Origin of the sequence: Pseudomonas helleri, assembly GCF_009600315.1 — a bacterium.
GTDB lineage: Bacteria > Pseudomonadota > Gammaproteobacteria > Pseudomonadales > Pseudomonadaceae > Aquipseudomonas > Aquipseudomonas helleri_A.
The window spans coordinates 25,721-51,584 of record NZ_WIWC01000004.1 but is presented as its reverse complement, the minus strand read 5'-3'; the positions used below and the strand labels follow the sequence as shown (position 1 = coordinate 51,584).

Genomic DNA, 25,864 nt, shown 5'->3' with positions numbered 1-25,864 from the left:
AAATGGCCACATACGAAATCCTGATTGCCGACGACCATCCATTGTTTCGCAGTGCCTTGCATCAGGCGGTGACAATGGGGTTAGGGTCTGATGTCCGCTTGGTCGAGGTCGCCAGTATTGCCGAGCTTGAAGCACAGCTGGCAGCCAAGGCCGATTGGGATCTGGTGTTGCTCGACCTGAACATGCCGGGTGCCTACGGTTTCTCCGGGCTGGTATTGCTGCGTGGGCAGTACCCGCAGATTCCGGTGGTGATGGTTTCGGCTCAGGAAGAAGCGTCAATCATGGTGCGCTCGCGTGAATTTGGCGCCAGTGGTTTTATCCCTAAATCCAGCTCTATGGAAGATATTCAGAAAGCCGTGCGAGCTGTACTGGACGGTGACGTCAGTTGGCCGCCTCAGGCTTTCGAGCCGGTTCAGGTGTCTGCCGAAGCCAAAGCAGCAAGCGAAGGTCTGGCCAGCCTTACCCCTCAACAGTTCAGGGTGTTGACCATGGTCTGTGAAGGGTTGCTGAACAAGCAGATCGCTTATGAGTTAAGTGTGTCCGAGGCCACCATCAAGGCGCACGTCACGGCTATTTTCCGCAAGTTGGGAGTTCGTACCCGTACCCAGGCTGCGTTGTTGCTGCAACAGCTTGAATCAATTTCGAACTATTAAGCACTTGGCTTTCACACTTTTTTAACAAGTCGTGAACTAGCGTTCCTTCCTCATTTTTTGCGCAGTTGCTTATCTATGTCGCCTTTTAAGGGTAAAACCGGATTTAAACGGATTTTGAATGCCAGCGGTTACTCGCTGGACGGTTTACGAGCAGCCTTTACCGGCGAGGCAGCATTTCGGCAATTGGTCTTGCTTAATGTGGTGTTGATCCCGCTGACATTCTTCCTGAATGTCAGCCGGGTTGAGCGCGCGCTGTTAATCGCGGTGTGCTTGCTGGCACTGATTGTTGAGTTGCTCAACTCGGCCATTGAAGCGGCTATTGATCGCATCTCCCTTGATCTGCACCCGCTGTCGAAAAACGCCAAGGACATGGGCAGTGCCGCGCAATTTGTAGTGCTCACCCTGATTGCCGTGGTGTGGGCCGTGATCCTGCTTTAAGCAATACTCGGCAGCACGATCTCGTCGCTGCGCTGAACCCCTGCGGTGAAAGCGCGGCACAGTTCCAGAAACTCGCGCATCGCTGAGGTCTGGTACTTCTTTTTATGCCAGATAAAGAAAAACTGACGGGCTAGATCCAGATCAGGGGTTTCAACGGCCACCAGGCTGCCCCGCCGAAAAGCATCGCGCAACGCCAGGCGAGAGATACACCCAATGCCCAGGCCTGACTCAACCGCGCGTTTGATCGCTTCGGTGTGCTCCAGTTCGAGGCGAATATTGAGTGACGTTTGATGATGGCGCATGGCTTGGTCGAAAGTCAGGCGGGTACCGGAACCCTGTTCCCGCAAAATCCATGCTTCACGGCTCAGCTCTTCCAGTGTTGCGTGACCGCGCGCGGCCAGTGGATGCTGAGGTGCACAAAACACCACCAGCTCGTCTTCAACCCAGCTCTGCACCTCGATGTCGGGGTGGCTGCAATCGCCCTCGATCAGACCCAAATCAATTTCGTAATGGGCGACCTGTTGCACGATATGGGCCGTGTTCTGAACGATCAGTTTGACCTGGCTTTCAGGGTGGGCCTGCATAAAACTGCCGATCAGCAGTGTGGCCAGGTAGTTACCAATGGTCAGTGTGGCGCCCACGGTCAGCGAGCCGAAACCTGATTTGCCGTTGAGTAAATCCTCGATTTCCTTGGCCTGATCCAATAGCGCGACGGCCTGTGGCAATAACTGACGACCCAGTGCATTGAGGCTTAGGCGTTTGCCCGCACGGTCAAATAGCTGGCAGCTGGTTTGACGCTCCAGTTCAGTGATTGAAGTACTGGCGGCCGATTGTGAAAGGGCCAACAAACCCGCAGCGCGTGACACGCTCTCTTGTTGGGCGACGGTGACAAAAACCTGGAGTTGTCTGAGAGTAAATCGCATATCGATATAACCGATAACCCTTATCTTAATAATTCAGTTAACAGATATTGTCCTCGCCATTAGAATGCTGCGCAATCGCGCCCATTGTCAGCGCAGGCGAAATTTAGGAGCCCCGTACATGAGCAACATGAACCACGAACGTGTCCTCAGTGTTCACCACTGGAACGACACCCTGTTCAGCTTCAAGTGCACCCGCGATCCGGGCCTGCGCTTTGAGAACGGTCAGTTCGTGATGATCGGCCTGATGCAGCCTAACGGTCGTCCGCTTATGCGTGCCTATTCGATCGCCAGCCCTAACTGGGAAGAGCATTTGGAATTTTTCAGCATCAAGGTGCCCGATGGCCCGCTGACTTCCCAATTGCAACACTTGAAGGAAGGCGATGAAGTCCTGATCAGCAAAAAGCCTACGGGCACGCTGGTTCTGGATGACTTGAAGCCGGGCAAACATTTGTACCTGTTGAGTACGGGTACTGGTTTGGCACCTTTCATGAGCGTCATTCAGGATCCTGAAACCTATGAGCGTTTCGATAAGGTGATCCTGTGCCACGGCGTACGTTACGTCAATGAAGTGGCTTACCGCGAATTCATCACCGAGACCTTGCCGCAGAATGAGTTCTTCGGTGAAGCGGTGCGTGAAAAGCTGATCTACTACCCGACCGTAACCCGTGAGCCTTTCGAGAATCAGGGGCGTCTGACTGATTTGATGCGCAGCGGTAAGTTGTTCACCGATATTGGCCTGCCACCGATCAACCCGCAGGACGACCGCGCCATGTTGTGCGGCAGCCCGAGCATGCTCGATGAAACCAGCGAAGTGCTTAACAGCTTCGGTCTGACTGCTTCGCCGCGTATGCGTGAGCCGGGTGATTACCTGATCGAGCGCGCCTTCGTCGAGAAGTAAGCAGCGCTGATCAAAAAAAGAGGGAGCTGGCTTGCCAGCTCCCTCTTTTCGTTTGCACTTATTGCTTTGAAATCACCTCGAGCACGCGAATCACACCGGGCTGCGGGTAATGCCAGCGCACATCCACATCCCAAAACCCTGCGCCGTATTCTCGCTCAGCTGTAGGGGTTTGGTAGGCGGGGCGGGGATCCTGAGCCAGACATTGATCAATTAACGCCACCAGTGGCTCTTGAAGGCGCAGGGCATGGCTGTGCGCCTGTTGCAGAGCGCTGTCGGTCCAGTGCACGGGAATCAACACAGGCGGTGCGCTTGCCATGCTGTTGCTGGCACTGTCGATGATGTCGGCGTAAGGCACATAAGGCTTGATGTCGAGTATCGGCGTGCCGTCGAGCAGGTCGATGCCAGAGATAAACAGGCGCCCGGCCTCAACCTTGTCCAGCTTGACCACTGACTGACCCATCCCGTTTGGACGATGGGTCGCCCGGGTGGCGAACACGCCTATGGATTTGTTGCCGCCCAGCCGCGGTGGGCGCACCTTCAGTCGCGGTTTGTCTTCCAGTGCCTTATGGAACACAAACAGTAGCCAGATGTGGCTGACTTGTTCCAGCCCCTGCACTGCGTCGCCCTGATCATAAGGCGCAACCAGCTCCAGTACGCCGCGTGCGGCCGGGGCCAGTTGCGGCTGGCGCGGAATGGCGAATTTCTCCTTGAAGCAGGAGTGCACAAAGCCAACAGGGGAAACGCTGTAGGTCATGGCTTGGATTAGCCGCGAACGCGCAGAGTCAGGCCTTTCAGGAAATTGCGCAGCAGTTGGTCGCCACAGGTGCGGTAGTTGGTGTGGCCGAACTTGCGGAACAGGGCGCTCAGTTCTGGCTTGGACACAGGGAACTCGGCCGCTTTGAGGATCGCGTGCATGTCCTCTTCTTTCAGCTCAAAGGCAACGCGCAGCTTTTTCAGGATGATGTTGTTTGTCACAGGCAGTTCTACAGGCATTGGCGCGCGGCTTTCATCCTTGCCACGCTTGAAGATCACCAAGCCATCAAGGAAGTGCGCCATTACTTCATCAGGGCAGCGAACAAAGCCTTCTTCTTCATCTTTTTTCAGGTAAGTCAGCACGTCTTCTTTCGTGACGTCCAAACCGCCCATTTTGATGATTTCGACAACCTTGTTGTCACTGATGTCGAGCATGTAGCGCACGCTACGCAATACGTCGTTATGAATCATATGGTCAATCCTGATATTCAGCAGTGAGCACCGCAGGCTGTGCTGCGGTGTCGAAATGTTTGGGGCAGGCGGTGTTTAGAACTTTTCGTTGGTCGCCATGTAGCGCCACTGGCCGACAGGCAATTTGCCCATCGATACGCCACCAATACGAATACGGCGCATGGAAATGACGGTCAGGCCGACGGCCTGGCAGAATTGTGCAATGACACCCGGCTGCGGATTTTTCATCGCAAAGCGCAGACGATTTTCGCTCTGCCAGCTGGCCTTGACCGCAGGCAGCTCGCGACCTTTGTAGGTCATGCCGTGGTTAAGGCGGTTCAAACCGTGCGGGGCCATCTCGCCGGAGACTTCGACCACATATTCTTGCTCGATTTTGTTGGCATCGGCAGTCAGTTTGCGCACGATTTTCCAGTCCTGGGTGAACACCAGCAGGCCACTGGCGTTGGCTTGCAGCTCATTGCCAACGGTCAGACGCAGGAAGTGCCCTTTGAGCGGTCGCTTGCCGTAGCGATGTTCTTCGCTCAGGGTCTCAGGGCCAATCAGCGCCATGGCGCTGTCCGTGTCCAGGCCCGCAGGGGCGTTCAACAAAATGGTCACGGGCTCGGGCGGGGTGGCCTTGGCGTGTGGGTCCAGCTCGACCTTTTGGTCGCTGACCTTGAATTGCGGTTCGTCGATGACTTCGCCATCTACCGTGACCCAGCCACCTTCAATGAACAGTTCGGCCTCACGGCGGGAGCAGCCGACGAGTTCGATGAGGCGTTTGGAGAGACGTATCGGTTCAGACATGACAGGGGCCGTAAAAGAATGGGGCGGCTATTGTACCCGGCTCGCGCTGGTTAAGCCCGGCTACATTTAATGAAAGCACGGGGCAGACGCTTATAGCGCAGGTGCAGCAGTGGATAAGGCTGGCCCAGACCGTCCTTTTCGCAGCGGCCGACGACCTCAAAGCCTTGTTTAAAGTAAAAACCAACGGCTTGGGCGTTTTGTTCATTGACGTCCAACTCTTGGGCATTGAACTCATTAATGGCGAATGTGAGCAGGCTTTTGCCGATCCCGAGGCCCCGATAGTCGGGATGGATAAAGAGCATTTCAACTTTGCCGGCCGCCACGCCCACGAATCCGCTGATTTTATTGCGGGCCGGATCTTTGCAACACGCGAGCATCACACAGTCCAGATACTGATCTTTGACCAAGGGGCGCAGCAATTGAATGTAGCTGTCAGGCAAGAAATTGTGGGTAGCGCGAACGGATGCCTCCCATACGTCAGTCAACTCTGCAAAGTCGCCAAGACTCGGCGTATGAATGGCCCACTTGTGTTGCATCGGCGTGTCTCCTGGCGCAGATGACGAGCGTTAAGGTTAACCATAGACGTAAAAAAAGCCCTGTCGTGAACACGGCAGGGCTTTTTCAGACGCGTGAGCGGTTTAAATCGCTTCAGCCCACAGGTCGTACTCGTCGGCGTCGGTCACACGGCACATGATTTTGTCACCGGGTTTGATGTCTTTCTCTGTGGCGATAAACACGTTGCCGTCGATTTCCGGGGCGTCGAAGAAGCATCGACCCACAGCGCCTTGCTCGTCGACTTCGTCGATCAGCACTTCGATTTCCTTGCCGATCTTCAGTTGCAGGCGAGCTGCACTGATGGCCTGTTGGTGAGCCATGAAACGCTCCCAGCGATCTTGCTTGACGTCATCCGGCACGACGGCGGCATCCAGCAAGTTGGCGGGTGCGCCTTCTACGGGGGAGTACTGGAAGCAGCCAACGCGATCGAGCTGGGCTTCGGTCAGCCAGTCGAGCAGGTATTGGAAGTCTTCTTCAGTCTCGCCGGGGAAACCGACGATGAAGGTCGAACGGATGATCAGGTCAGGGCAGATCACGCGCCAGTTCTTGATGCGAGCCAGAGTCTTGTCTTCAAAGGCCGGGCGTTTCATGGCTTTGAGGACTTTAGGGCTGGCGTGCTGGAACGGAATATCCAGGTACGGCAGGATTTTACCGGCGGCCATCAGCGGGATCAGCTCGTCAACGTGCGGGTACGGGTAAACGTAGTGCAGACGTACCCATACACCCAGGCTGCTGAGGGCTTCGCACAGTTCGGTCATGCGGGTTTTAACCGGCGCGCCGTTCCAGAAACCGGTGCGGTACTTCACGTCCACACCATAGGCGCTGGTGTCTTGGGAAATCACCAACAGCTCTTTAACGCCGGACTTGACCAGGCGCTGGGCTTCGTCGAGCACGTCGCCGACCGGGCGGCTGACCAATTTGCCGCGCATGGAAGGGATGATGCAGAAGCTGCAACTGTGGTTGCAGCCTTCGGAAATTTTCAGGTAGGCATAGTGGCGCGGGGTCAGCTTGATGCCTTGCGGCGGCACCAGATCGATCAATGGGTTGTGATCCTGACGTGGCGGTACGACTTCATGAACGGCGTTAACGACTTGCTCGTACTGCTGCGGGCCGGTTACGGCCAAAACGCTAGGATGTACGTTGCGGATAGCGCCTTCTTCAACACCCATGCAGCCGGTGACGATGACCTTGCCGTTTTCCTTGATGGCTTCGCCGATCACTTCAAGGGATTCAGCCTTGGCGCTGTCGATAAAGCCGCACGTGTTGACCACCACGACATCGGCGTCCTGATAGGTGGAAACAACATCGTAGCCTTCCATACGCAGCTGCGTCAGGATGCGTTCGGAGTCGACCAGGGCTTTTGGGCACCCCAGAGAAACAAACCCGACCTTCGGGTTGGCTGGCTTGGTAACGGTGGACATGGCGAACCTCGGTATGTAGTGACGTTACATGCCCGCAAAGGCTGCACGACCAACGGGCGCTTAGTGCGCCTCTAATGAAAAAAAGTGCGCAATTCTAGCTATGGTCAACGCGCTTGACCAGCGTTAAACGGGGATTTGCGACGAGTGCTGCGCTATGCTGCGCGCCGTCGTGAAAAGGGCGTATTTTACGCCCGTGTTTTGCAGGAAATTGTCAGCACAAGCAGTCAGAAAACAGAGCCCGCTGTTCAGTACGGTGCTCGGGGTTTTAAAAGTTCGATCTTGAGTCGCAGGAGTGGTTGATGGGGCAGGTCAGCAGTCAGGCATCAGAACAGGGTCACTCAACGGCAAAGCCCATTGGTATGTTGGTGGCCGCTGTCGGAGTGGTGTATGGCGATATCGGCACTAGCCCGCTGTACACCCTCAAAGAAGTGTTTTCCGGCGGATATGGCGTTCAAGTCAATCACGATGGGGTGTTCGGCATTTTGGCGCTGATCTTCTGGTCGCTGATCTGGGTGGTGTCGATCAAGTACGTGCTGTTCATTCTGCGCGCGGACAACGAAGGCGAGGGCGGCATCATGGCGCTGACGGCGCTGGCGCGACGTGCGGCCTCTCCTTATCCCAGACTGCGCTCAGTGCTGGTGATTCTGGGGTTGGTAGGCGCCTCGCTGTTTTACGGCGACAGCATGATTACCCCGGCGATCTCGGTTTTGTCGGCTGTTGAAGGGCTTGAGCTGGCGTTTAGCGGTCTGGACCGATGGGTTGTGCCGTTGGCGCTGATAGTGCTGGTGGCGCTGTTCTTGATACAACGCCGGGGCACGGCGACGTTGGGCAAACTGTTCGGCCCGATCATGGTGCTGTGGTTTGTGGTGCTGGCGGGGCTGGGGATTCACGGCATCCTGCAACATCCGCAAGTGTTGCACGCGCTGAACCCCGTGTGGGGCGTGCGTTTCTTTGTCTCTCATCCCGGCATGGGCGTGGCCATTTTAGGAGCTGTGGTACTGGCGTTGACCGGCGCTGAAGCGCTATACGCTGACATGGGGCATTTTGGACGCAAGCCCATAGCCCGTGCCTGGTTCATTCTGGTATTGCCCGCACTGGTGCTCAACTACTTCGGTCAGGGTGCCCTGTTGCTGGAGAACCCCGAAGCAGCGCGCAACCCGTTCTATTTGCTGGCGCCAAGCTGGGCATTGATCCCATTGGTGGTTTTGTCCACATTGGCGACGGTGATTGCGTCCCAGGCGGTAATTTCGGGAGCGTTCTCGTTGACTCGCCAAGCCATTCAGCTCGGTTATATCCCGCGTATGCACATTCAGCACACGTCCAGCGCCGAGCAAGGGCAGATTTATATTGGTGCGGTGAACTGGTCGTTGATGGTCGGAGTCATTTTGCTGGTGCTGGGTTTTGAGTCTTCGGGAGCGCTGGCGTCGGCCTACGGCGTGGCCGTGACGGGCACTATGCTGATCACCAGTATTCTGGTGTCTGCCGTCATGTTGTTGCTGTGGAAGTGGCCACCCGTGTTAGCGGTGCCGGTGTTGATCGGCTTTTTGTTGGTGGACGGACTGTTCTTTGCCGCCAACGTGCCGAAAATCGTGCAAGGCGGTGCTTTCCCGGTGTTGGCGGGGATTGTGTTGTTCATCTTGATGACCACTTGGCGGCGCGGCAAACAGTTGCTGGTGGATCGCCTGGATGAAAATGCGCTGCCGTTACCGCTGTTTATCAGCAGTATTCGGGTTCAGCCGCCTCATCGCGTCCAGGGTACGGCGGTGTTTTTGACCGCCCGGCCTGATGCCGTACCTCATGCGTTATTGCACAACCTGCTGCATAACCAGGTACTGCATGAGCAGGTAGTGTTGTTGACGGTGGTCAACGAAGACACGCCAAGAGTGCCAGCGGCGCAGCGTTTTGAAGTGGATGCCTATGGCGAAGGGTTCTTTCGGGTAATCCTGCACTTTGGCTTTATGGATGAGCCGGATGTGCCGCAAGCGCTGAAGCTATGTCATCTGGATGAGCTGGACTTCAATCCGATGCGTACCACCTACTTCCTGAGCCGCGAGACGGTGATTGCATCCAAGCTGGTGGGAATGGCGCGTTGGCGCGAGGCGTTGTTCGGGTTTATGTTGAAAAACGCCAATGGCAACTTGAGGTTCTTTAAATTGCCGGTCAATCGGGTGATTGAGCTGGGGACGCAGGTGGAGATGTAGTAAAGGCCAAAGCCCCTCACCCTAGCCCTCTCCCAGAGGGAGAGGGGACTAAAAGCAAAAGCAGGAATGTGTAACGCCACAGATCAAGCTCCCTCTCCCTCTGGGAGAGGGCTGGGGTGAGGGTAGGCCTTTACTCCGGCTTCACCTGATGCTTCTTGATCAGGTCCACCAGACGCTGAGCCAACGCCGGGTAGTTCTCATCAAAGTGATGCCCGCCCGGCAGTTTCAAGCTTTCACCCACTGCAGTCTTGGCCGTGCAGCCGCTTTCATCGACTTCTTCTGCTCCATAGATGCACACCACTTTGCTGGCAGGCAGTTTGGACATTTCTTCGCCGGTATCGGCTTCTGCGCCCGCTTTACCGAGCCAGCCATCAACATGGATCTCAAAGCTGCCACTGCGGGCAAAAGCCAGCATCATGATGGCATCCACGCGATTCTGCTCGGCTTCGGGCAAGCGGTTATAAGTGGACGGCAGCACGTCTGCACCAAAGGAATAGCCCACCAGCACAAAGCGCTGAGTGCCCCACTTCTGGCGGTAGTGCTGCATCAGTTCCGTCAGGTCGATGGCGCTCTGCTCGGGCGTTTTGTGCTGCCAGTAGTAACGCAGCATGTCGATGCCGACGACCGGGTAACCGATCTTGGCCATTTCCCCGGCCACATCGCGGTCCAGGTCACGCCAACCGCCATCGCCCGACAGAAATAACGTAACGGTGCTGTTTTGCTGGCCTGCCGGGACTTCAACCACGGGCATGCTCAGCCCACCGTTGTCATCCCCCACCAGAATTTTGCGCAGCTCGTTGCTCAACACTTGCGGGAAGTGAATGTCGTAATCGCTAATGCTGGTTTGCGCATTGGGCTGATCGCGCACAAAGGCTGCGCTGGGGTCGTCAGGGTTGTCGTTCCAGGCCACCAGCCAGTTGCCGTGGGCTGCGGATTTGGGTACGGGCAGGCTACAACCGGGTTCTTCCAGCTTGAAACCCACTGACACGGCCTGAGCTTTGTCGTTGGTCTGTTCGGCTAGCCAGCGCCAGGCCAGGGTTGCCCCTGGGCCAATGCCGCTGACCAGTGTGGCAGGGCCCTTGAGCTGTTGCAGGGCTGTTTGCAGCGCTTGCTGCTGTAAGGCGCAATCTTCTTTAGGCAGGATCACTTGCACCAGTTGCGCTTTGCCACCACGGCTTAACGCGGTGAGTTGTTTGTCGGTCAGCGCCTCTTCGGCCGGCGTTGCGATAACCACACGTGCTTGAGCCTTCTGCCCGGGTATTACGTTAGTCAGGGTAGAACCGTCAGTCTGGGACAGGTGTTCAACCGTGGGTTCGGGGGCAGGGCGATTCCACCACCAGTAGCCGCCAGCTGCGAGCGCGACCACAGCAATCAATGCAAGCAACAAAAACCGCCAGGAACGATGTTTCATTAACGTTTCACCAATCCAGTCAAGCCGCCTGCAATCAGGGCGGCGGTATCGGCCAGTGCCACCAGCGGATCAAGTCCGGCGGGTACGGCCATATAACGAGGTTCCCAGTCAGGCTGGAATTTGTCTTTGAAGCGACGTAAACCTTGAAAGTTGTACAAGTGCTCACCACGCTGGAACAACATCGACCCCAAACGCTGGGTCAATGGCGCGCCACGGCGCGGTTGCAGGCCAGACAAGGGCACCATGCCCAAGCTGAATCGTGCGTATCCATGCTTTTTATAATGCTGAATCAGGCCGACCATCATGAATTCCATGGTCAGTTTGGGGGCTTGTGGGTGGGCGCGCATCAGGTCGAGGCTCGACAATTCATGGCTGTGGGTCTCGAGCAAGTTGGCAAACGCAACCGGTTTTCCTTCGAAGCGAATAACCGCCACGCGAAAATGCTTGATGTAGTCCTCACTAAAGCGCCCCAGTGAGAATCCTTTCTCGCGCACGTTCTTGCCCGTCAACCAGGCATCGGAAATCTCTTTCAGCTCGGCCATAGGCGCCTCGCCCGGCTCATGGATTTCCAGTGACAGGCCATCGCGGGTGCCGCGGTTCCAGGTGTAGCGCAGGTCTTTCATCTCTTTGCCTTTGGCGTCGAGATCGAAGCGGTGCAAATCGACTCGGGCTTCTTCGCCGAGTTTGATTGCCGTTAAACCGATGTCCATATAGAAGGGCAGGTTCTCAGCGCGCACCTGATAAAACACCGGGCGAGCATGGTAGACGTCACACAAATCGCGGAACTGCCAGATCAGTTCGGCGCGTTGCTGAGGTGGTCCAATCGGGTCGTACAGCGCCACCAGACTGCGGCCACGGCGGGCGTACATGAGGAAGGCGTTATCGTCAGGGTGAAACAGCAGTGCTTTATCCCCGGTCAACGCCAAGCCGCCGTCGGGCTGGTCAGAAGACAGAATGATCTTTGCGGCTTTCTCCAGCTCGCTCGCATCCGGGAGATGGATAACCGGGCGAGCTGTGCGCAGTAACCAGGTCAATGAGACGACCACCAGCAGTACCGCAGCGCCGAGCAGGGAGCGCAGGCCGCGAGGGGCATCCGAGTCGAGGGTGAATTGCCACCACAGCTGATGGCTGTAGGGGACATCCTGATAGGCGAACAGCAGCAACCAGATGGAAGCGCCAAGTACGCACAGGCTGGACACCAAATACAGGGGCGAAAACGGAAGTTCTGTCAGGCGGCTCGGGCGATAGAACGAGCGGCGGAACAGTCCCAGCAGGCTGGCAGTCAGTACCAGAATGGTGGCTTCTTCCCAGTCAAAGCCTTTTAGCAGGGAGAGCACAGCGCCCACCAGCAACAGAACCGTTGTCAGCATCCACGCTGCTGACAGGCGGCGACGCAGGCCTTGGGCCAGCAACAGGCAAAGTACACCAATCAGGCTCGCGCCGAAGTGTGAGGCATCAATCAAGCGATGAGGGATCAGAAAGCCCATGTGTTCAAGGCGAGTATCGATTTCCGGGGTCGCACCTGAGAACAGCAATACGATGCCGGATATAAACACCAGTATCGACAGAATCGGAGCTGCCAATCCGGATGCGACACGCAAGCTTTGTCGGGTATGGATCAGTCGCTGGGCTTCATTGAGCAGCAACATAAAACACGCGACCAGCAACGGCAGAATCACGTAAATCATCCGATACAGCAGCAGTGCGGCCGCCAGTGGTGCGGCTCCGAGCTTGTCAGCGAATGCGGCGAGCAGAATGGCTTCGAAAACGCCAACCCCGCCCGGTACGTGGCTGAGCACGCCAGCGGCCAATGCCAGTAAATAAACCAGCAGGAAGGGACCAAATGGTGGTGCCTCAGGCAGCAGCAAGTACAGCACCGTAGCCGCGGCAGCGACGTCCAGTGCCGTAATGACCAGTTGCAGCAAGGTCAAGCGTGGGCTGGGCAAGCGCAGGGTACGGCGCCCAGCCTTGACCAACAGGTTATCCGGGATGGGTTGCTCAGGTAGGCGGCGGCGGTAAATGCCCAGCGCCAGTAGCGCAAACAGCGCCAATACGGCAAAAGCGACAGAGCCCAATACCCAGACAGGAATATTCAGCGCCGCCGAGGCCGCAGGTAAATTGCTCAGGGTTGCGAGTGCTGCCAGGGGCGGTAATGCACAGCCCAGAGACAGGCTGGCAAACAGGGTCATGTGGGCGACTTCCGAAGCCCCTACGCCAAAGCGCGCGTAGAGGCGATAGCGCACGGATCCGCCAGACAGCAATGACAGGCCGATAGCATTACCAATGGCAAAAGCGGTGAAGCCGCCAAAGGCAAGGGTCTTGGCGGGCAGTTTTACCCCCGCATAACGACTCGCCGACCACTCATAACCAAGCAATATCAAAAACCCTACGGCTGTCGCAGCCACGGCGCCGAGGAGAGCAGGCTTGGGGATTTCCTGAAGGGAGTCCTGCAGTGCGTAGAGATCCAGTTCACTGAGTAAATGACGACAAGCGATCAACGCTATTGCAAACAGCAACAGGGTCAGTGCAAGTCCAATGGGTTGTCGGTATTTGCTCAGCAAATCCAGCCAGCGCAAACGGGTTGCGGCAATGGGGTGGGCGGCTGTAACGGCTTCAATGGGTTCTGGCGAATTATCGGGCATCAATCACCTCGTGGATCGTGCGCGATAGGATGGAGGCATAGACACAAGTTACCAATCCTTTTGGTCGAAATAATTTGAAATACTTGCAGCCGTTTGCCTGAGGTTCAGGTTAGGGGTGTGAAAAACAGGTAATTGTGGGTGCTAAGCATAGACTGCCGGACTTTCAGAAATATGACGTTTATTGTCAATAAACGCTTGCCGTGCACTTTTCGAGCGCGCACAAAAAAGGCCACTCTTTCGAGTAGCCTTTTTTGATGTTTGGTTGCGGGAGCCGGATTTGAACCGACGACCTTCGGGTTATGAGCCCGACGAGCTACCAGACTGCTCCATCCCGCGTCTGTGTGGGCGCATTCTACAGAGGATCGGCGAGGTGTCAACCTTAAATCGCGTAAGCAATTGAAATAGCCGGATTTAATGCCTGATGACCAGGATCCGTAAGCGCTGTTAAAAACAGTCGCGCACAAAAAAGGCCACTCTTTCGAGCAGCCTTTTAATGTTTGGTTGCGGGAGCCGGATTTGAACCGACGACCTTCGGGTTATGAGCCCGACGAGCTACCAGACTGCTCCATCCCGCGTCTGTGGGGCGCACTTTACAGTGATGAGCGGGGGAGTCAACCTTTAATCCACAAAACGGTTAAATAAGATATGAATCGGATGTGAAGGCTTGTTTGAGAGTATGTGACCCTGCCATGCGTCTTGGTAGTCGCTGCCGAGGAACGAAGGCTGCGATCGGCCTTTAAGCAATTGGAAATTTGGCCAAGGCAACCAAGTCCCTCTACAAAACAAGCGCGCACAAAAAAGGCCACTCTTTCGAGTAGCCTTTTAATGTTTGGTTGCGGGAGCCGGATTTGAACCGACGACCTTCGGGTTATGAGCCCGACGAGCTACCAGACTGCTCCATCCCGCGTCTGTGGGGTGGATTCTACAGCGATACGCAGTGCTGTCAAACGTTAATTTAGAAAATTACGTTCTGCTTCAGATAGTTAGGCTAATTATTGGGTATAAAAATGGCTACAGGCCATACGCACCATGGGGTGTAGCTCGATTGATCCTTTAGCTTCGATTGGAAAAACAAATCCATCTTGGTAATTTCCTACGCTCGTCGGGGATAAATACGACTACTGGTGCTATATACAGTTGCCGGTGACATACTGGCGATCTGCATTGCCTTCCACCTTGAAGAACCTCGCCCCACATGACGCAACGCAAAATCATCCACGTTGACTGTGACTGTTTTTATGCCGCTATCGAGATGCGTGATGACCCGAGCCTGGCGAACAAGCCGATGGCGGTGGGTGGTTCCGCTGACCGGCGCGGTGTGATTTCAACGTGCAACTATGAGGCGCGGGCTTACGGTGTTCGCTCGGCCATGGCGTCCCGTCATGCGCTCAAGCTCTGCCCTGACTTAGTGATCGTGAGCGGTCGAATGGATGCCTATAAAGAAGCCTCCAAGGAGATTCATGGCATTTTGCGGGATTACACCGAGCTGATTGAGCCGCTGTCGCTGGATGAGGCTTATCTGGATGTGTCGGATAGCCCGCACTTTGGGGGCAGTGCGACGCGCATTGCCCAGGACATCCGGCGTCGTGTCTCCAATCAGCTGCATATCACCGTGTCGGCGGGGGTGGCGCCGAACAAATTCCTCGCCAAAATTGCCAGCGACTGGAAAAAACCCAATGGCTTGTTCGTGATCACCCCGGATCAGGTGGAAGACTTCGTGTCGGCGTTGGCCGTTAACAAGCTGCACGGCGTAGGTAAGGTCACGGCTGACAAGCTGGCGCGCCTGGGCATTGAGACCTGTCTTGATCTTCGCGATTGGAATAAATTGGCGCTGGTACGGGAATTTGGCAGTTTCGGCGAGCGTTTGTGGTGGCTGGCGCGCGGGATTGATGAGCGTCAGGTGCAAAGCGATAGCCGCAGACAATCCGTAAGCGTGGAAAACACCTACGACACTGACTTACCCGATCTGGCGACGTGCCTTAAAAAAATACCGGAATTGCTTGAAACCCTGAATCGTCGGATTGAGCGGATCGGTAGCAGCTACCGCCCCGGCAAGCCGTTCGTCAAAGTGAAGTTTCACGATTTTACTCAGACCACCCTTGAGCAGTCGGGTGCTGGTCGCGATCTTGAGAGTTACGAGGGGTTGTTGAGTCAGGCATTTGCCCGCGGTGCCAAGCCCGTCCGATTGTTGGGGCTTGGCGTGCGATTGCACGATTTGAACGGTGGTCATGAACAGTTGGAACTGTTTCAGCGTTAACTGACGCCGGGGTCTGCCACCAATCGACCGGCATTTTGGGTCAGAGACTGCAAGAACTCACGTTGTAACTCAGGGTCGTTGCGAGTGAGTTCGATCAGGCTTTGCTCCAGTTCGCTGGCTTCTTCTTCCAACCCCAATTCCGAGAGGCGTTTGACCCGGTGAACCCATTGGATGACGTCGTCACCTTCAAGGTCGTCGTAGATCAGATTGTGCGCTTCGAGCAATTTTGAACGCAGCGTGTGGCTGATCGACAGGGTGGAATCTGAGTGGGTTTCGTCCTGCGCATCCTCAACCGCAATCGTCAGTGTGCTGATGCGGTTCAAATCCTGCTCGGCAAATGGGCTGTCGAGCAAGTTGAGGCGCAGCACACCGTTACGGTCAGTGGTCATTTCATGGCTTTGCGAGCCAGCCTTCACCACGACCGGCCGCTCTGCCCAAGGCAAGCTTGAGTTCTCGAGTCGCTTGTCGCGTTGAATATCGTCAATGCCCGCCAAATTTTGTTCGGCGCGGCCATGGGACTGTACGTTCATGGCCGGGTTAATGCCGGCAAAACCATAGCTGATCCAGTCTTTCGTCACGCTGTCCGGTAATTGCCCGAACATGAAGACGTTAAGCACATTGGCACCCACGCCCGCGACGATCGCTACTGCGCCCAGCGGAATCTCATAGACCTCGCGCCAGGGTTGGTAGGGCGTGTACCGGTCGTAATGCCGGGTGACATCGAACTCGGTAACCTCAAAGGTCTTTTGTTCATTGATGCGCACACGGCGTTGCGGCAGCTCCAGCACGGAGGGTGAGCCGACGTCGATCTGCAAGTTGTGGGCGAGCAATTTGCGCTCTATGCGCTCCTCGTGTTCGCTGCGTTGTGACATGTGGTTGGCACAGCCGCTCAGCAGCAGGGCGCCGCACATGGCGGCGCCCCCGAGGGTCAAGGTGTGTCGATTGAACATGGTGTCTCTATCTGGATTCAGCGACGAATACGCGCCTGAAGGAAGGCCAGCACGTCAGCAACGGGCAGTGCTTGCGGCTCTGCTTCGGTGCGGCTCTTGTATTCCAGGTTGCCTTCGGCCAGGCCACGGTCGCTGACCACGATACGGTGCGGGATGCCGATCAGCTCCATGTCAGCGAACTTGATGCCTGGGCTGGTTTTCTTGTCGCGGTCGTCCAGCAGCACTTCAAAACCGGCAGCCGTCAGTTGCGCATACAGGGTGTCAGTGGCTTCGCGAACGGCTTCGGTTTCGTAACGCAGTGGCACCAGTGCTACCTGGAACGGAGCCAGGGCGTCGCTCCAGATAATGCCGCGCTCGTCGTTGTTCTGCTCGATGGCTGCAGCGACCACGCGGGATACGCCAATGCCATAGCAGCCCATTGCCAGTGTTACAGGCTTGCCGTTTTCGCCCAGTACCTGACACTTCATCGCTTCGCTGTATTTAGTGCCCAGCTGGAAGATGTGACCGACTTCGATGCCGCGCTTGATTTCCAGCGTGCCTTTACCGTCTGGGCTTGGATCGCCAGCCACCACGTTACGCAAGTCGGCAACAGTCGGAACCGGCAGATCGCGCTCCCAGTTCACGCCGAAGTAGTGTTTGTCATCGATGTTGGCGCCAACGCCAAAGTCGCTCATCAGCTCGACCGAGCGGTCGATGATGCATGGCAGCGGCAGGTTCAGCGGGCCCAAAGAGCCCGCGCCGGCGCCGATCGCATCGCGCAGCTCGGCATCCGAAGCCATGATCAGCGGGCTGGCCACCAACGGATGGTTGCCGGCCTTGATTTCGTTGAGTTCGTGATCGCCACGGATCACCAGTGCGATCAGCTTGCCTTCTTCGGCCGCGTGAACGATCAGGGTCTTGACGGTTTTTTCGATTGGCAGGTTGTAGCCTTCTACCAATTGCACGATGGTTTTGGCGTCCGGCGTGTCGATGAGGCGCAGCTCTTCAGTCGCCGCAGGGCGTGAAGTTTCGCGTGGGACTGCTTCGGCTTTTTCGATGTTGGCGGCGTAATCCGAAGCATTGCTGAAGGCAATGTCGTCTTCGCCGGACTCGGCCAATACGTGGAACTCGTGGGAGCCAGCGCCGCCGATGGAGCCGTTGTCGGCTTCTACCGGGCGGAAGTTAAGGCCCAGACGGGAGAATATATTGCAGTAGGCTTCGTGCATGCGGTCATACGTGACTTGCAGCGAAGCTTCGTCGGTATGGAACGAATAGGCGTCCTTCATGATGAATTCGCGGCCGCGCATCAAGCCGAAGCGAGGACGGATCTCATCACGGAATTTGGTCTGGATCTGGTACAGGTTGATAGGCAGCTGTTTATAGCTGTTCAACTCATTGCGGCACAGGTCGGTGATGACTTCTTCATGGGTCGGGCCTACGCAGAACTCACGACCGTGGCGATCCTTGAGGCGCAACAGCTCAGGCCCGTACTCTTCCCAGCGGCCTGACTCTTGCCACAGTTCAGCCGGTTGAATGCTCGGCATCAGCACTTCCAGAGCGCCAGCAGCGTTCATTTCTTCGCGAACAATCGCTTCGACCTTACGCATGATGCGCAGGCCCATGGGCAGCCAGGTGTACAGGCCGGAAGCAAGTTTACGAATCATGCCGGCGCGCAGCATCAGCTGGTGGCTGATAACGACCGCGTCGGAAGGCGTTTCTTTCTGTGTGGCGAGCAAATATTGACTGGTGCGCATGGTTAGCCGGTGCCGTTGCTGATGACTGGAAATGACTGGGCATTGTACGGGCGAGAGGTGCCTGCGTACAGGGCAGGGCGGGGAGAGTGGCTCTCCCCGGTTTTTACAGGGTTTTTTCGAGATTTACGGGCGGGTTCAGGCGTGCCCGACGGCTTTCCTGAAACCAGTGCAGGCTGATCAGAAGCAAGGTCGGCACGCCCATCACCGCGGTAATGATAAAGAAGTTGTGGTACCCGAATTTCTCGACCAGAACCCCTGAGTAACCACCCATCAAGCGCGGCAACAGCAACATGATGGAGCTGAGCAAGGCATATTGGGTTGCCGAGAACTTCAGGTTGGTCAGGCTGGACAGGTAGGCCACAAAGGCAGATGTCGCGAGGCCCGAGCTGAAGTTATCGAGTGAAATGGTCACAATCAGCATTTGCAGATTGGGCCCCATGTCAGCCAACAGCATAAATAGCAGGTTGGTACCCGCTGAGGCTGCGCCGCCGATCAACAGAATCGGCAAGATCCCGAAACGAACAATCAGCAGCCCCCCCATGCCCGCGCCAACAAGCGTCATGATCAAGCCGAAAATCTTGCTGACACCGGCAATCTGATCCTTGGTAAAGCCTTGGTCGATGTAAAACACGTTGGCCATTACGCCCATGACCGTATCCGACATGCGGTAGGTGGCGATCAGGCCGAGCAGCAGCAACGCTTGCCAGCGGTAACGCAGGATGAAGTCGTTAACGGGTGTCAGAACCGGTGCCAATCCGCGTCGCCCCATTGAGGACAGGCACAGGACGGTCAGCAGCGTGTAGAGAATGGCCCTTAGAAAAGCCCGATCCTCCAATACCAGATTCACGGGACTCACACCTTCGAACAGCACGCTGGCGAAGTCGGTGTTGTACAGCTGAGTGAACATGGCAGGTACGGACACCAGCAGCACGATCAGGACGAACACCGATGCCAGTTGGTGGGCAAAGCTGTAACGCCCGGCAGACAGTTGAGTGCGCAATGGCACCGGTGGTTCGCGCATGAAAAAGGTCGTGAGCAGCGCGGGCACCATCAACAAACCAAACAGCACATAGGTGCCGGTCCATGCGGAGTGCTTGTAGTTGAAGCCTGTTGAGCCGAAGCCCTCGGCAAAAAACAGCGCGCCAGCCGTGGCCAGCAAAGCGGCAACGCGATACCCGGACATGTAACTGGCAGCGAGGGCAGCCTGTCGGCTGTCGTCGGCGATTTCCAGTCGATAGGCGTCGACTGCAATGTCCTGAGTGGCGGAGGCAAATGACACAACAACGGCAATGGCTATAAGCCATGACAAGTGCTTCTGCGGGTCGCAAAAGCCCATGCCTATAAGACCCAGGATCACCAGTGTTTGGGCGAGTACCAGCCAGGAGCGGCGCCGACCGAGTTTACCCAGCAGGGGCAAACGCCATTGGTCGAGCAGCGGCGACCACACCCATTTAAAGGCGTAGGCCAGACCGATCAGGCTCGCATAGCCGATGGTTTCGCGGGCCACACCGGCTTCACGCAACCACACGGAAAGAGTTGAAAACACCAGCATGTACGGTAGACCGGCGGCAAAACCGAGCAGCAACAGCACAAGGGTTGAGGGGCTGGAATAGGCAGCTAGCGCTTCGCGCCAGGTTTTACGGGGCATGGACTCGAGTCTGCCTCTGATTACGGAAACAAAGGGCGCACTCTAACCGCAGTGCTCTATCGGGCGCCAGCCATGGCGGCGTAAATCCACACGACTGTTTGAAAGGCTCACGCCTTCGCAGCGCAATCGCGCACGCTGTTCGTCGCCGGACGGGCTGCCTGCTGGCAAACTGATACGCCCTCCGGCGGCCACTACCCGATGCCAGGGCAGGCGCGTGCCTTCGGGCAACTGGCTGAGCGTGCGTCCAACCCAGCGTGCTGCGCGCCCCAGGCCTGCCAGTTCGGCGAGTTGACCATACGTCACCACGTAGCCTGAGGGCACTTGCATCAGGGTCGAGTAGAGCGCTGTACGGCGAATATCAGCTTGGCTTTGCGGTGATTCAAGGGATGTGCTCACGGCGAGTTCTTCATATTTCACGACGTTAGTTGGGGCTATTACGATTCTGTCAATTGGACCAAGAAATGAACTACAACAGATTAAGTCAGTCTTTATTGCCTGAGGCATTTCTATCCGGATAATGCTGACATTCTTTCGCAAACCTGAGTTTCACATCTGCTTATGTTGTCCAGAACCTTGTTATGCCTTGCCGTCTTGAATGTGTCTACGCCTTTGCTCGCCGATACCGTCTGGTTGAAAAACGGTGACCGCCTTACCGGTAAAATCAAAGTATTCGATGGCGGCAAGTTGTTGGTTCAGACCGACTATGCAGGCGCCATTCCAATTGACTGGAAGCAAGTAAAGACGCTTGAAAGTGATCAGGAGTTGTTGGTCAAGCAAGATGCCTATACCGGCGAAAAAGCCAAGTCGCTCAAGGCTGCCGAAGATGGAAAGGTCACGCTGGTTAATGGCGAAGCGCCTAAAACCGTAGACCTCGCCAGTATCGAGCAGATCATTAAACCCAAGCCGGTGATCGAAGACCTGGTATGGAAAGGCAATGTCGATGTCGCGCTGGATTATAAACGCGCTGATAAAGACACCGATGATTACGATATCGACTTCAAAACCACGGCGCGCCATGGCGCTTGGCGTCACCACGCCGAAGGTGAATACAACCGGGAATTCCAGAATGATGTAGTGACGACGGATAACTGGAGCGCCGAATATGCGCTGGATCACTTTATTGACGATAAGTGGTACTGGCAGGGGCGGCTCGGTTATACGCGGGACAAAGTTGAAGACATTGCCCGTCAACGCACTGTGGGTACCGGTCCCGGCTACCAGTTCTGGGATGATGAGTTAGGTGCGTTTTCCCTAGGCTCGCTGCTTAATCGCACCGATTATGAATATTCCGATGGCAAGAAAGACAACTTCTATTCAATTGCCATGAAGTGGGATTACAACCGTTATCTGTTAGGCAAATCGGTTTCACTCTTTACCAACGGTGAGTTGGGCAAGCCGCTCGAAGGGGCGTCGGATTACAGCCTCGATGCCGAGATTGGCTTGCGCTATAAAGTCACCGAATGGGCTTCGTTGAATCTCAAGGCTGAAAAAGAACTGATCGGCAGTGGCAGCGGTTCGGACAACGCGCTTAATAAAACCCGCTATACCGCAGGGTTTGGCGTGATGTGGTGAGGGTGTAACCCCTCAGCCTTGTCTACTAAAGCCGAGGGGTAATGGGCTGTGATTAAATCCGCAGCCCGCCATCGAGTTCAAGAATACGCCCGCTGTAGTAGTCGTTTTCGAAGATATAGGCCGCTGAGTGGGCGATTTCCTCGACTTTGCCCATACGTTTAAGCGGTATACCCGAGGTCATCTTCTCCAACGCTTCGGGTTTCATGCCCAACGTCATTTCGGTCTCAATAAACCCGGGAGCAATCCCGGCGACACGTATGCCGTAGCGCGACAGCTCCTTGGCCCAGGTCACGGTGGCAGCGGCAACACCGGCCTTGGCGGCAGAGTAGTTAGTCTGGCCGACATTACCAGCGCGCGAAATCGACGAAATATTGATAATTGCGCCCTGATTGTTCAGCTCGACCATTTTCGCAGCCACCTCGCGGGTGCACAGGAATACACCCGTCAGGTTGACGTCTATGACCGCCTGCCACTGTGCCAGGCTCATCTTGGTCATCACGCCGTCCTTGACCTTGAGCAGCAGGCCGTCACGCAAGATGCCAGCATTGTTGATCAAGCCATGGATCGCGCCGAAATCTTCTGCCACTTGGCCTATGGTCTGCGTCACCTGCTCTTCATCGGCCACGTTACACAGGTAAGCACGTGCCTCGACTCCCTGTGCCTGACAAGCCGCAACAGCCAGTTCGAGTTTTTCTGGATTGAGGTCAATCAGCGCCAGTTTTGCGCCTTTGGCCGCCAGATATTCGGCCATGGCACGCCCTAGCCCTTGGCAGCCGCCAGTGATAATGATTACTTTATCGTTTAATTGCATGGGAACCCTCAGCAGCCATTCAGAAGTGAGACCTTATAGGCTATGGATCTGCGCCGCCTGCGCGGTTCGCCTATCAGACATAGCCCTGAGTGCGGGTTGACGGCTAGCCCTGAACTCGTCCGTTTGCGACGGATTTTTTATAAGGAGTCATAAGTTGAGCGTTGAAGCCACCAAGCATGCCCGAGAATTACTGCTCAAGGAATACCGTGGATCCTTGTCCACGCTCTCCAAGGCGATGCCGGGTTTTCCATTTGGGTCCGTTGTACCTTATTGTCTGGATGAGCAAGGACGACCGCTGATACTGATCAGCCGTATCGCTCAGCACACCCACAACCTGCTTAAAGACCCCAAGTGCTCATTAATGGTGGGTGAGCGCGGGGCCGAAGATGTTCAGGCTGTAGGTCGATTGACGTACCTGGCCGAAGCTGAACAACTGACTGACCCTGACGTCATTGAAGCCGCTGCCGAACGCTATTACCGTTACTTCCCCGAAGCGCGCAGCTATGACACGGCTCACAATTTCGATTTCTGGGTGCTTAACCCGGTTCGTCATCGTTATATCGGGGGTTTTGGCGCCATTCACTGGCTGGATAACATCACGCTGGCCAACCCCTTTGCCGGGCCAGTCGAAGTCCGCATGATTGATCACATGAACAGCGATCACGCCAACGCCATTGCTCACTATGTGAAACTGGCCGGTTTGCCGAAGACTACGCCTGCGCAGATGGTGGGTATCGACAGCGAAGGCATGCATTTGCGCATCGGTGATGCGCTTTACTGGTTGGGCTTCCCGGAGCCTTGCAACACTTCGACACAGGTGCGTGAAGCCTTGGTTCTCTTGGCGCGCGCCAGTGAGTGGCCAAAAAAACAGACGGCCTGGACTTGAATTCAGAGAGGCGCGCCGTCATCTAAGCTGGGTTGGAAGATATTCTTCCGGAGAGGAATCATTTGATGCGCGCTTTTCTATTGCTCTTTCTGTTGTTTCCCGTGCTAGAGCTGTACGTCTTTTTCAAGGTCAGCACCGCTATCGGGTTTTTCCCTGCGTTGCTGCTGATCATTGCTGGCTCCATGCTGGGTGTTCTGGTCGTTCGCGTTGCCGGTTTGGCGACTGCACTGAAGGCCCGAGAAAGCTTGAATCGCGGCGAGTTGCCGGCCCAGCAAATGCTCGAAGGCCTGATGCTGGCCTTGGGTGGCGGCCTGTTGGTACTGCCGGGCTTTATCAGTGATGTGGCTGGCCTGCTGTTGCTGTTCCCGCCGGTGCGTCGTTTTCTGGTGTACCGCCTGCGTAAGCGCGCCGAAGAGCAGGCGCTTCGTCAGCGCGCATTTGCCGATGAGTTCGATCCGGTGGTTCGACCGGGTACCCACAAGCCGCTGGGCCGTGAGCCGAACGTGATCGAAGGCGAATTCGAACATCGCGACAAGTAACCTTTCGGCGATTTCAACACGGCACCTCGGGTGCCGTGTTTGTTTTCAGGGCGCAGCGTTTTAAAAATTTTAGCGACCGCGCTCTTGTAATCAGTTGATACGCCCTTATGTAACGGACAACGCAGGGTTTCGCTGATAACAGCGAATCTCTATAAGCGAATGGCACCCGGCATTTCCGGACTTGTAAACCCAGCCGGTATTGACATCGGCCGATGAACACCTCAATTAGGAGAGATCGACAATGAAGCTTCGTCCTCTGCATGACCGCGTCGTAATCCGTCGCAGCGAAGAAGAAAAGAAAACCGCTGGCGGTATCGTTCTGCCGGGTTCTGCTGCTGAAAAAGCTAACAGCGGTGAAGTGATCGCCGTTGGTACCGGTCGCGTTCTGGACAACGGTGAAGTGCGTGCACTGGCCGTTAAAGTGGGTGACAAGGTTGTGTTCGGCCCTTACTCCGGCAGCAACACTGTGAAAGTCGACGGCGAAGACCTGTTGGTGATGGCTGAGAACGAGATTCTCGCTGTAATCGAAGGCTGATTTCCCGCTCCTTTTCCCGTTACTACAAAGTATTTAAGGAAGAACGAACATGGCTGCTAAAGAAGTTAAATTCGGCGACTCCGCCCGTAAAAAAATGTTGGCCGGTGTAAACGTCCTGGCTGACGCAGTAAAAGCGACCCTGGGCCCTAAAGGCCGTAACGTGATCATCGAGAAAAGCTTCGGCGCTCCGACCATCACCAAAGACGGCGTTTCCGTAGCCAAAGAAATCGAGCTCAAAGATCGCTTTGAAAACATGGGCGCGCAGCTGGTTAAAGACGTTGCCTCCCGTGCCAACGATGACGCAGGTGACGGTACTACCACTGCAACCGTTCTGGCTCAGTCGATCGTCAACGAAGGCCTGAAAGCCGTCGCTGCCGGCATGAACCCGATGGACCTGAAGCGCGGTATCGACAAAGCGACCATCGCTATTGTCAAAGAACTGCGTCAACTGGCCAAGCCATGCGCTGACAGCAAGGCAATCGCTCAGGTAGGCACCATCTCTGCCAACTCCGACAGCTCCATCGGCGACATCATTGCCGAAGCTATGGAAAAAGTCGGCAAAGAAGGCGTGATCACTGTTGAAGAAGGCTCGGGCCTGGAAAACGAACTGTCTGTTGTTGAAGGCATGCAGTTTGACCGTGGTTACCTGTCCCCGTACTTCGTCAACAAGCCAGACACCATGACAGCCGAGCTTGATGGCCCGCTGATCCTGCTGGTCGACAAGAAAATTTCGAACATCCGCGAACTGCTGCCAGTACTGGAAGCTGTTGCCAAAGCGGGTCGTCCACTGTTGATCGTCAGCGAAGATGTTGAAGGCGAAGCCTTGGCAACTCTGGTTGTGAACAACATGCGCGGTATCGTTAAAGTAGTTGCTGTTAAAGCACCTGGCTTTGGTGACCGTCGCAAGGCAATGCTGCAGGACATCGCTGTTCTGACTGGCGGTACCGTTATCTCCGAAGAGATCGGTCTGAGCCTGGAAAGCGCTACCCTGGAACACCTGGGTAATGCCAAACGCGTTACCGTGACCAAAGAAAACACCACCATCATTGATGGTGCTGGCGTTGAGGCTGACATTCAGGCTCGCGTTACTCAGATCCGTGCTCAAGTGGCTGATACCACTTCTGACTACGACCGTGAAAAACTGCAAGAGCGTCTGGCCAAACTGTCCGGCGGCGTTGCAGTGATCAAGGTTGGCGCTGGTTCTGAAGTAGAAATGAAAGAGAAGAAAGCCCGCGTTGAAGACGCCCTGCACGCTACCCGTGCAGCCGTTGAAGAAGGCGTGGTACCTGGCGGTGGCGTGGCACTGGTTCGCGCTCTGCAAGCTATCTCCGAACTGAAAGGCGACAACGCTGATCAGAACGTAGGTATTGCTCTGCTGCGTCGTGCTGTTGAAGCACCTCTGCGTCAGATCGTTGCCAACTCCGGCGACGAGCCAAGCGTAGTAGTCGACAAAGTGAAGCAGGGTTCGGGTAACTACGGTTACAACGCAGCCACTGGCGAATACGGCGACATGATCGAAATGGGTATTCTTGACCCAGCTAAAGTGACTCGTTCGGCTCTGCAAGCGGCTTCGTCGATTGCCAGCCTGATGATCACCACTGAGGCGATGATCGCTGAGATCCAGGAAGACAAACCAGCTGGCGGCGGTATGCCAGACATGGGCGGTATGGGTGGTATGGGCGGCATGATGTAAGCCAGCCTTACCCTGATACGCAAAAGCCCCGCCTCAGTAATCAGGCGGGGCTTTTTTGTGGGTGTGGTTAAAAGCTCCTCACCCTAGC

At 55.9% G+C, this 25,864-nt stretch carries 23 protein-coding genes and 3 tRNA genes; 10 read left to right on the top strand and 16 right to left on the bottom strand.

Going from position 1 to position 25,864, the window contains the following annotated elements:
- Positions 1 to 2 precede the first annotated feature (2 nt).
- The gene (gene erdR, locus GHN86_RS03815; RefSeq protein WP_153377700.1) at positions 3 to 653 is read left to right on the top strand and encodes a response regulator transcription factor ErdR; all 651 of its coding nucleotides are present in this window, start codon (positions 3 to 5) and stop codon (positions 651 to 653) included.
- 75 nt (positions 654 to 728) lie between these two features.
- Positions 729 to 1,091: a diacylglycerol kinase gene (locus GHN86_RS03810; protein WP_153377699.1), complete on the top strand. Its 363-nt coding sequence runs from the start codon at positions 729 to 731 to the stop codon at positions 1,089 to 1,091.
- Here the strand turns inward: GHN86_RS03810 and GHN86_RS03805 are convergent.
- On the bottom strand, positions 1,088 to 2,014 hold the full coding sequence (locus GHN86_RS03805; protein ID WP_122784703.1) for a LysR family transcriptional regulator: 927 nt from the start codon (positions 2,012 to 2,014) through the stop codon (positions 1,088 to 1,090). The two genes, GHN86_RS03810 and GHN86_RS03805, sit on opposite strands and share 4 nt — an antisense overlap.
- Before the next feature lie 118 nt (positions 2,015 to 2,132).
- Here GHN86_RS03805 and fpr point away from each other — a divergent pair, with 118 nt between their 5' ends.
- Complete coding sequence (gene fpr, locus GHN86_RS03800) at positions 2,133 to 2,912, top strand: ferredoxin-NADP reductase (RefSeq protein WP_153377698.1); 780 nt, start codon at positions 2,133 to 2,135, stop codon at positions 2,910 to 2,912.
- Between the two features lie 58 nt (positions 2,913 to 2,970).
- Here fpr and tsaA read toward each other — a convergent pair whose 3' ends face one another.
- From tsaA to rimO, 5 genes are all read right to left on the bottom strand, one after another.
- Entirely contained in the window at positions 2,971 to 3,666 is a 696-nt protein-coding gene (tsaA, locus tag GHN86_RS03795; protein ID WP_153377697.1) for a tRNA (N6-threonylcarbamoyladenosine(37)-N6)-methyltransferase TrmO, read from the bottom strand.
- 8 nt (positions 3,667 to 3,674) lie between these two features.
- Positions 3,675 to 4,136 carry a DUF1456 family protein gene (locus GHN86_RS03790; RefSeq protein ID WP_153377696.1) on the bottom strand — a complete coding sequence of 154 codons (462 nt, stop codon included), beginning with the start codon at positions 4,134 to 4,136 and terminating at the stop codon, positions 3,675 to 3,677.
- A 75-nt stretch (positions 4,137 to 4,211) separates the two neighbouring features.
- On the bottom strand, positions 4,212 to 4,922 hold the full coding sequence (locus GHN86_RS03785; protein ID WP_153377695.1) for an rRNA pseudouridine synthase: 711 nt from the start codon (positions 4,920 to 4,922) through the stop codon (positions 4,212 to 4,214).
- A gap of 50 nt (positions 4,923 to 4,972) precedes the next feature.
- A complete protein-coding gene (locus GHN86_RS03780) occupies positions 4,973 to 5,458 on the bottom strand; it encodes a GNAT family N-acetyltransferase (protein WP_153377694.1) in 486 nt (161 codons plus the stop codon).
- A 102-nt stretch (positions 5,459 to 5,560) separates the two neighbouring features.
- Positions 5,561 to 6,898, bottom strand: coding sequence for a 30S ribosomal protein S12 methylthiotransferase RimO (rimO, locus tag GHN86_RS03775; RefSeq protein WP_153386144.1), 1,338 nt, complete (start codon positions 6,896 to 6,898; stop codon positions 5,561 to 5,563).
- A gap of 299 nt (positions 6,899 to 7,197) precedes the next feature.
- On the opposite strand from rimO, the gene GHN86_RS03770 reads away from it, so the two are divergent.
- Positions 7,198 to 9,099, top strand: coding sequence for a potassium transporter Kup (locus GHN86_RS03770; protein ID WP_153381601.1), 1,902 nt, complete (start codon positions 7,198 to 7,200; stop codon positions 9,097 to 9,099).
- A 130-nt stretch (positions 9,100 to 9,229) separates the two neighbouring features.
- Here GHN86_RS03770 and GHN86_RS03765 read toward each other — a convergent pair whose 3' ends face one another.
- The 5 genes from GHN86_RS03765 to GHN86_RS03745 form a co-directional block, all read right to left on the bottom strand.
- Complete coding sequence (locus GHN86_RS03765; protein WP_153381599.1) at positions 9,230 to 10,510, bottom strand: virulence factor family protein; 1,281 nt, start codon at positions 10,508 to 10,510, stop codon at positions 9,230 to 9,232.
- Positions 10,510 to 13,152, bottom strand: a complete 2,643-nt coding sequence (mprF, locus tag GHN86_RS03760; RefSeq protein ID WP_153381597.1) for a bifunctional lysylphosphatidylglycerol flippase/synthetase MprF — start codon at positions 13,150 to 13,152, stop codon at positions 10,510 to 10,512. Before mprF ends, GHN86_RS03765 begins: the two co-directional genes overlap by 1 nt.
- A gap of 259 nt (positions 13,153 to 13,411) precedes the next feature.
- Positions 13,412 to 13,488 (bottom strand) — tRNA-Met (locus GHN86_RS03755).
- Between the two features lie 162 nt (positions 13,489 to 13,650).
- Positions 13,651 to 13,727: transfer RNA gene (locus GHN86_RS03750), tRNA-Met, on the bottom strand.
- Between the two features lie 255 nt (positions 13,728 to 13,982).
- A tRNA-Met gene (locus tag GHN86_RS03745) sits at positions 13,983 to 14,059 on the bottom strand.
- Between the two features lie 288 nt (positions 14,060 to 14,347).
- Between GHN86_RS03745 and dinB the strand changes: the two genes are divergently transcribed.
- The gene (gene dinB / locus GHN86_RS03740) at positions 14,348 to 15,409 is read left to right on the top strand and encodes a DNA polymerase IV (protein WP_153381595.1); all 1,062 of its coding nucleotides are present in this window, start codon (positions 14,348 to 14,350) and stop codon (positions 15,407 to 15,409) included.
- Here the strand turns inward: dinB and GHN86_RS03735 are convergent.
- From GHN86_RS03735 to GHN86_RS03720, 4 genes are all read right to left on the bottom strand, one after another.
- Positions 15,406 to 16,359: a hypothetical protein gene (locus GHN86_RS03735; RefSeq protein ID WP_153381593.1), complete on the bottom strand. Its 954-nt coding sequence runs from the start codon at positions 16,357 to 16,359 to the stop codon at positions 15,406 to 15,408. The two genes, dinB and GHN86_RS03735, sit on opposite strands and share 4 nt — an antisense overlap.
- A 17-nt stretch (positions 16,360 to 16,376) precedes the next feature.
- Positions 16,377 to 18,092: a proline--tRNA ligase gene (locus tag GHN86_RS03730; RefSeq protein WP_153381591.1), complete on the bottom strand. Its 1,716-nt coding sequence runs from the start codon at positions 18,090 to 18,092 to the stop codon at positions 16,377 to 16,379.
- Between the two features lie 103 nt (positions 18,093 to 18,195).
- Positions 18,196 to 19,740: an AmpG family muropeptide MFS transporter gene (locus GHN86_RS03725; protein WP_153381589.1), complete on the bottom strand. Its 1,545-nt coding sequence runs from the start codon at positions 19,738 to 19,740 to the stop codon at positions 18,196 to 18,198.
- Positions 19,741 to 19,782: 42 nt separating this feature from the next.
- Complete coding sequence (locus GHN86_RS03720; RefSeq protein WP_416333488.1) at positions 19,783 to 20,157, bottom strand: MGMT family protein; 375 nt, start codon at positions 20,155 to 20,157, stop codon at positions 19,783 to 19,785.
- Positions 20,158 to 20,298: 141 nt separating this feature from the next.
- Here GHN86_RS03720 and GHN86_RS03715 point away from each other — a divergent pair, with 141 nt between their 5' ends.
- Positions 20,299 to 21,312: a DUF481 domain-containing protein gene (locus tag GHN86_RS03715; RefSeq protein ID WP_153381580.1), complete on the top strand. Its 1,014-nt coding sequence runs from the start codon at positions 20,299 to 20,301 to the stop codon at positions 21,310 to 21,312.
- Between the two features lie 52 nt (positions 21,313 to 21,364).
- Here the strand turns inward: GHN86_RS03715 and GHN86_RS03710 are convergent, their stop codons facing one another.
- Positions 21,365 to 22,123: an SDR family oxidoreductase gene (locus tag GHN86_RS03710; RefSeq protein WP_153381577.1), complete on the bottom strand. Its 759-nt coding sequence runs from the start codon at positions 22,121 to 22,123 to the stop codon at positions 21,365 to 21,367.
- A gap of 154 nt (positions 22,124 to 22,277) precedes the next feature.
- On the opposite strand from GHN86_RS03710, the gene GHN86_RS03705 reads away from it, so the two are divergent.
- The 4 genes from GHN86_RS03705 (at position 22,278) to groL (ending at position 25,776) form a co-directional block, all read left to right on the top strand.
- Positions 22,278 to 23,009 carry a HugZ family protein gene (locus tag GHN86_RS03705; protein ID WP_153381575.1) on the top strand — a complete coding sequence of 244 codons (732 nt, stop codon included), beginning with the start codon at positions 22,278 to 22,280 and terminating at the stop codon, positions 23,007 to 23,009.
- A gap of 65 nt (positions 23,010 to 23,074) precedes the next feature.
- The gene (locus GHN86_RS03700; protein WP_153381573.1) at positions 23,075 to 23,548 is read left to right on the top strand and encodes an FxsA family protein; all 474 of its coding nucleotides are present in this window, start codon (positions 23,075 to 23,077) and stop codon (positions 23,546 to 23,548) included.
- Between the two features lie 241 nt (positions 23,549 to 23,789).
- Positions 23,790 to 24,083 carry a co-chaperone GroES gene (locus GHN86_RS03695; protein WP_016779794.1) on the top strand — a complete coding sequence of 98 codons (294 nt, stop codon included), beginning with the start codon at positions 23,790 to 23,792 and terminating at the stop codon, positions 24,081 to 24,083.
- A gap of 49 nt (positions 24,084 to 24,132) precedes the next feature.
- Entirely contained in the window at positions 24,133 to 25,776 is a 1,644-nt protein-coding gene (gene groL / locus GHN86_RS03690) for a chaperonin GroEL (RefSeq protein WP_122784684.1), read from the top strand.
- Positions 25,777 to 25,864 lie beyond the last annotated feature (88 nt).

Bases quoted from the DNA above. Each gene is read 5' to 3' on its own strand.
- groL (WP_122784684.1), top strand. From the start codon at position 24,133: ATGGCTGCTAAAGAAGTTAAATTCGGCGACTCCGCCCGTAAAAAAATG.
- GHN86_RS03780 (WP_153377694.1), bottom strand. From the start codon at position 5,458: ATGCAACACAAGTGGGCCATTCATACGCCGAGTCTTGGCGACTTTGCA.
- GHN86_RS03710 (WP_153381577.1), bottom strand. From the start codon at position 22,123: ATGCAATTAAACGATAAAGTAATCATTATCACTGGCGGCTGCCAAGGG.
- GHN86_RS03785 (WP_153377695.1), bottom strand. From the start codon at position 4,922: ATGTCTGAACCGATACGTCTCTCCAAACGCCTCATCGAACTCGTCGGC.
- GHN86_RS03695 (WP_016779794.1), top strand. From the start codon at position 23,790: ATGAAGCTTCGTCCTCTGCATGACCGCGTCGTAATCCGTCGCAGCGAA.
- fpr (WP_153377698.1), top strand. From the start codon at position 2,133: ATGAGCAACATGAACCACGAACGTGTCCTCAGTGTTCACCACTGGAAC.
- GHN86_RS03770 (WP_153381601.1), top strand. From the start codon at position 7,198: ATGGGGCAGGTCAGCAGTCAGGCATCAGAACAGGGTCACTCAACGGCA.
- GHN86_RS03765 (WP_153381599.1), bottom strand. From the start codon at position 10,510: ATGAAACATCGTTCCTGGCGGTTTTTGTTGCTTGCATTGATTGCTGTG.
- mprF (WP_153381597.1), bottom strand. From the start codon at position 13,152: ATGCCCGATAATTCGCCAGAACCCATTGAAGCCGTTACAGCCGCCCAC.
- GHN86_RS03715 (WP_153381580.1), top strand. From the start codon at position 20,299: ATGTTGTCCAGAACCTTGTTATGCCTTGCCGTCTTGAATGTGTCTACG.
- rimO (WP_153386144.1), bottom strand. From the start codon at position 6,898: ATGTCCACCGTTACCAAGCCAGCCAACCCGAAGGTCGGGTTTGTTTCT.
- GHN86_RS03810 (WP_153377699.1), top strand. From the start codon at position 729: ATGTCGCCTTTTAAGGGTAAAACCGGATTTAAACGGATTTTGAATGCC.
- GHN86_RS03805 (WP_122784703.1), bottom strand. From the start codon at position 2,014: ATGCGATTTACTCTCAGACAACTCCAGGTTTTTGTCACCGTCGCCCAA.
- GHN86_RS03790 (WP_153377696.1), bottom strand. From the start codon at position 4,136: ATGATTCATAACGACGTATTGCGTAGCGTGCGCTACATGCTCGACATC.
- dinB (WP_153381595.1), top strand. From the start codon at position 14,348: ATGACGCAACGCAAAATCATCCACGTTGACTGTGACTGTTTTTATGCC.
- GHN86_RS03735 (WP_153381593.1), bottom strand. From the start codon at position 16,359: ATGTTCAATCGACACACCTTGACCCTCGGGGGCGCCGCCATGTGCGGC.
- erdR (WP_153377700.1), top strand. From the start codon at position 3: ATGGCCACATACGAAATCCTGATTGCCGACGACCATCCATTGTTTCGC.
- GHN86_RS03730 (WP_153381591.1), bottom strand. From the start codon at position 18,092: ATGCGCACCAGTCAATATTTGCTCGCCACACAGAAAGAAACGCCTTCC.
- GHN86_RS03725 (WP_153381589.1), bottom strand. From the start codon at position 19,740: ATGCCCCGTAAAACCTGGCGCGAAGCGCTAGCTGCCTATTCCAGCCCC.
- tsaA (WP_153377697.1), bottom strand. From the start codon at position 3,666: ATGACCTACAGCGTTTCCCCTGTTGGCTTTGTGCACTCCTGCTTCAAG.
- GHN86_RS03700 (WP_153381573.1), top strand. From the start codon at position 23,075: ATGCGCGCTTTTCTATTGCTCTTTCTGTTGTTTCCCGTGCTAGAGCTG.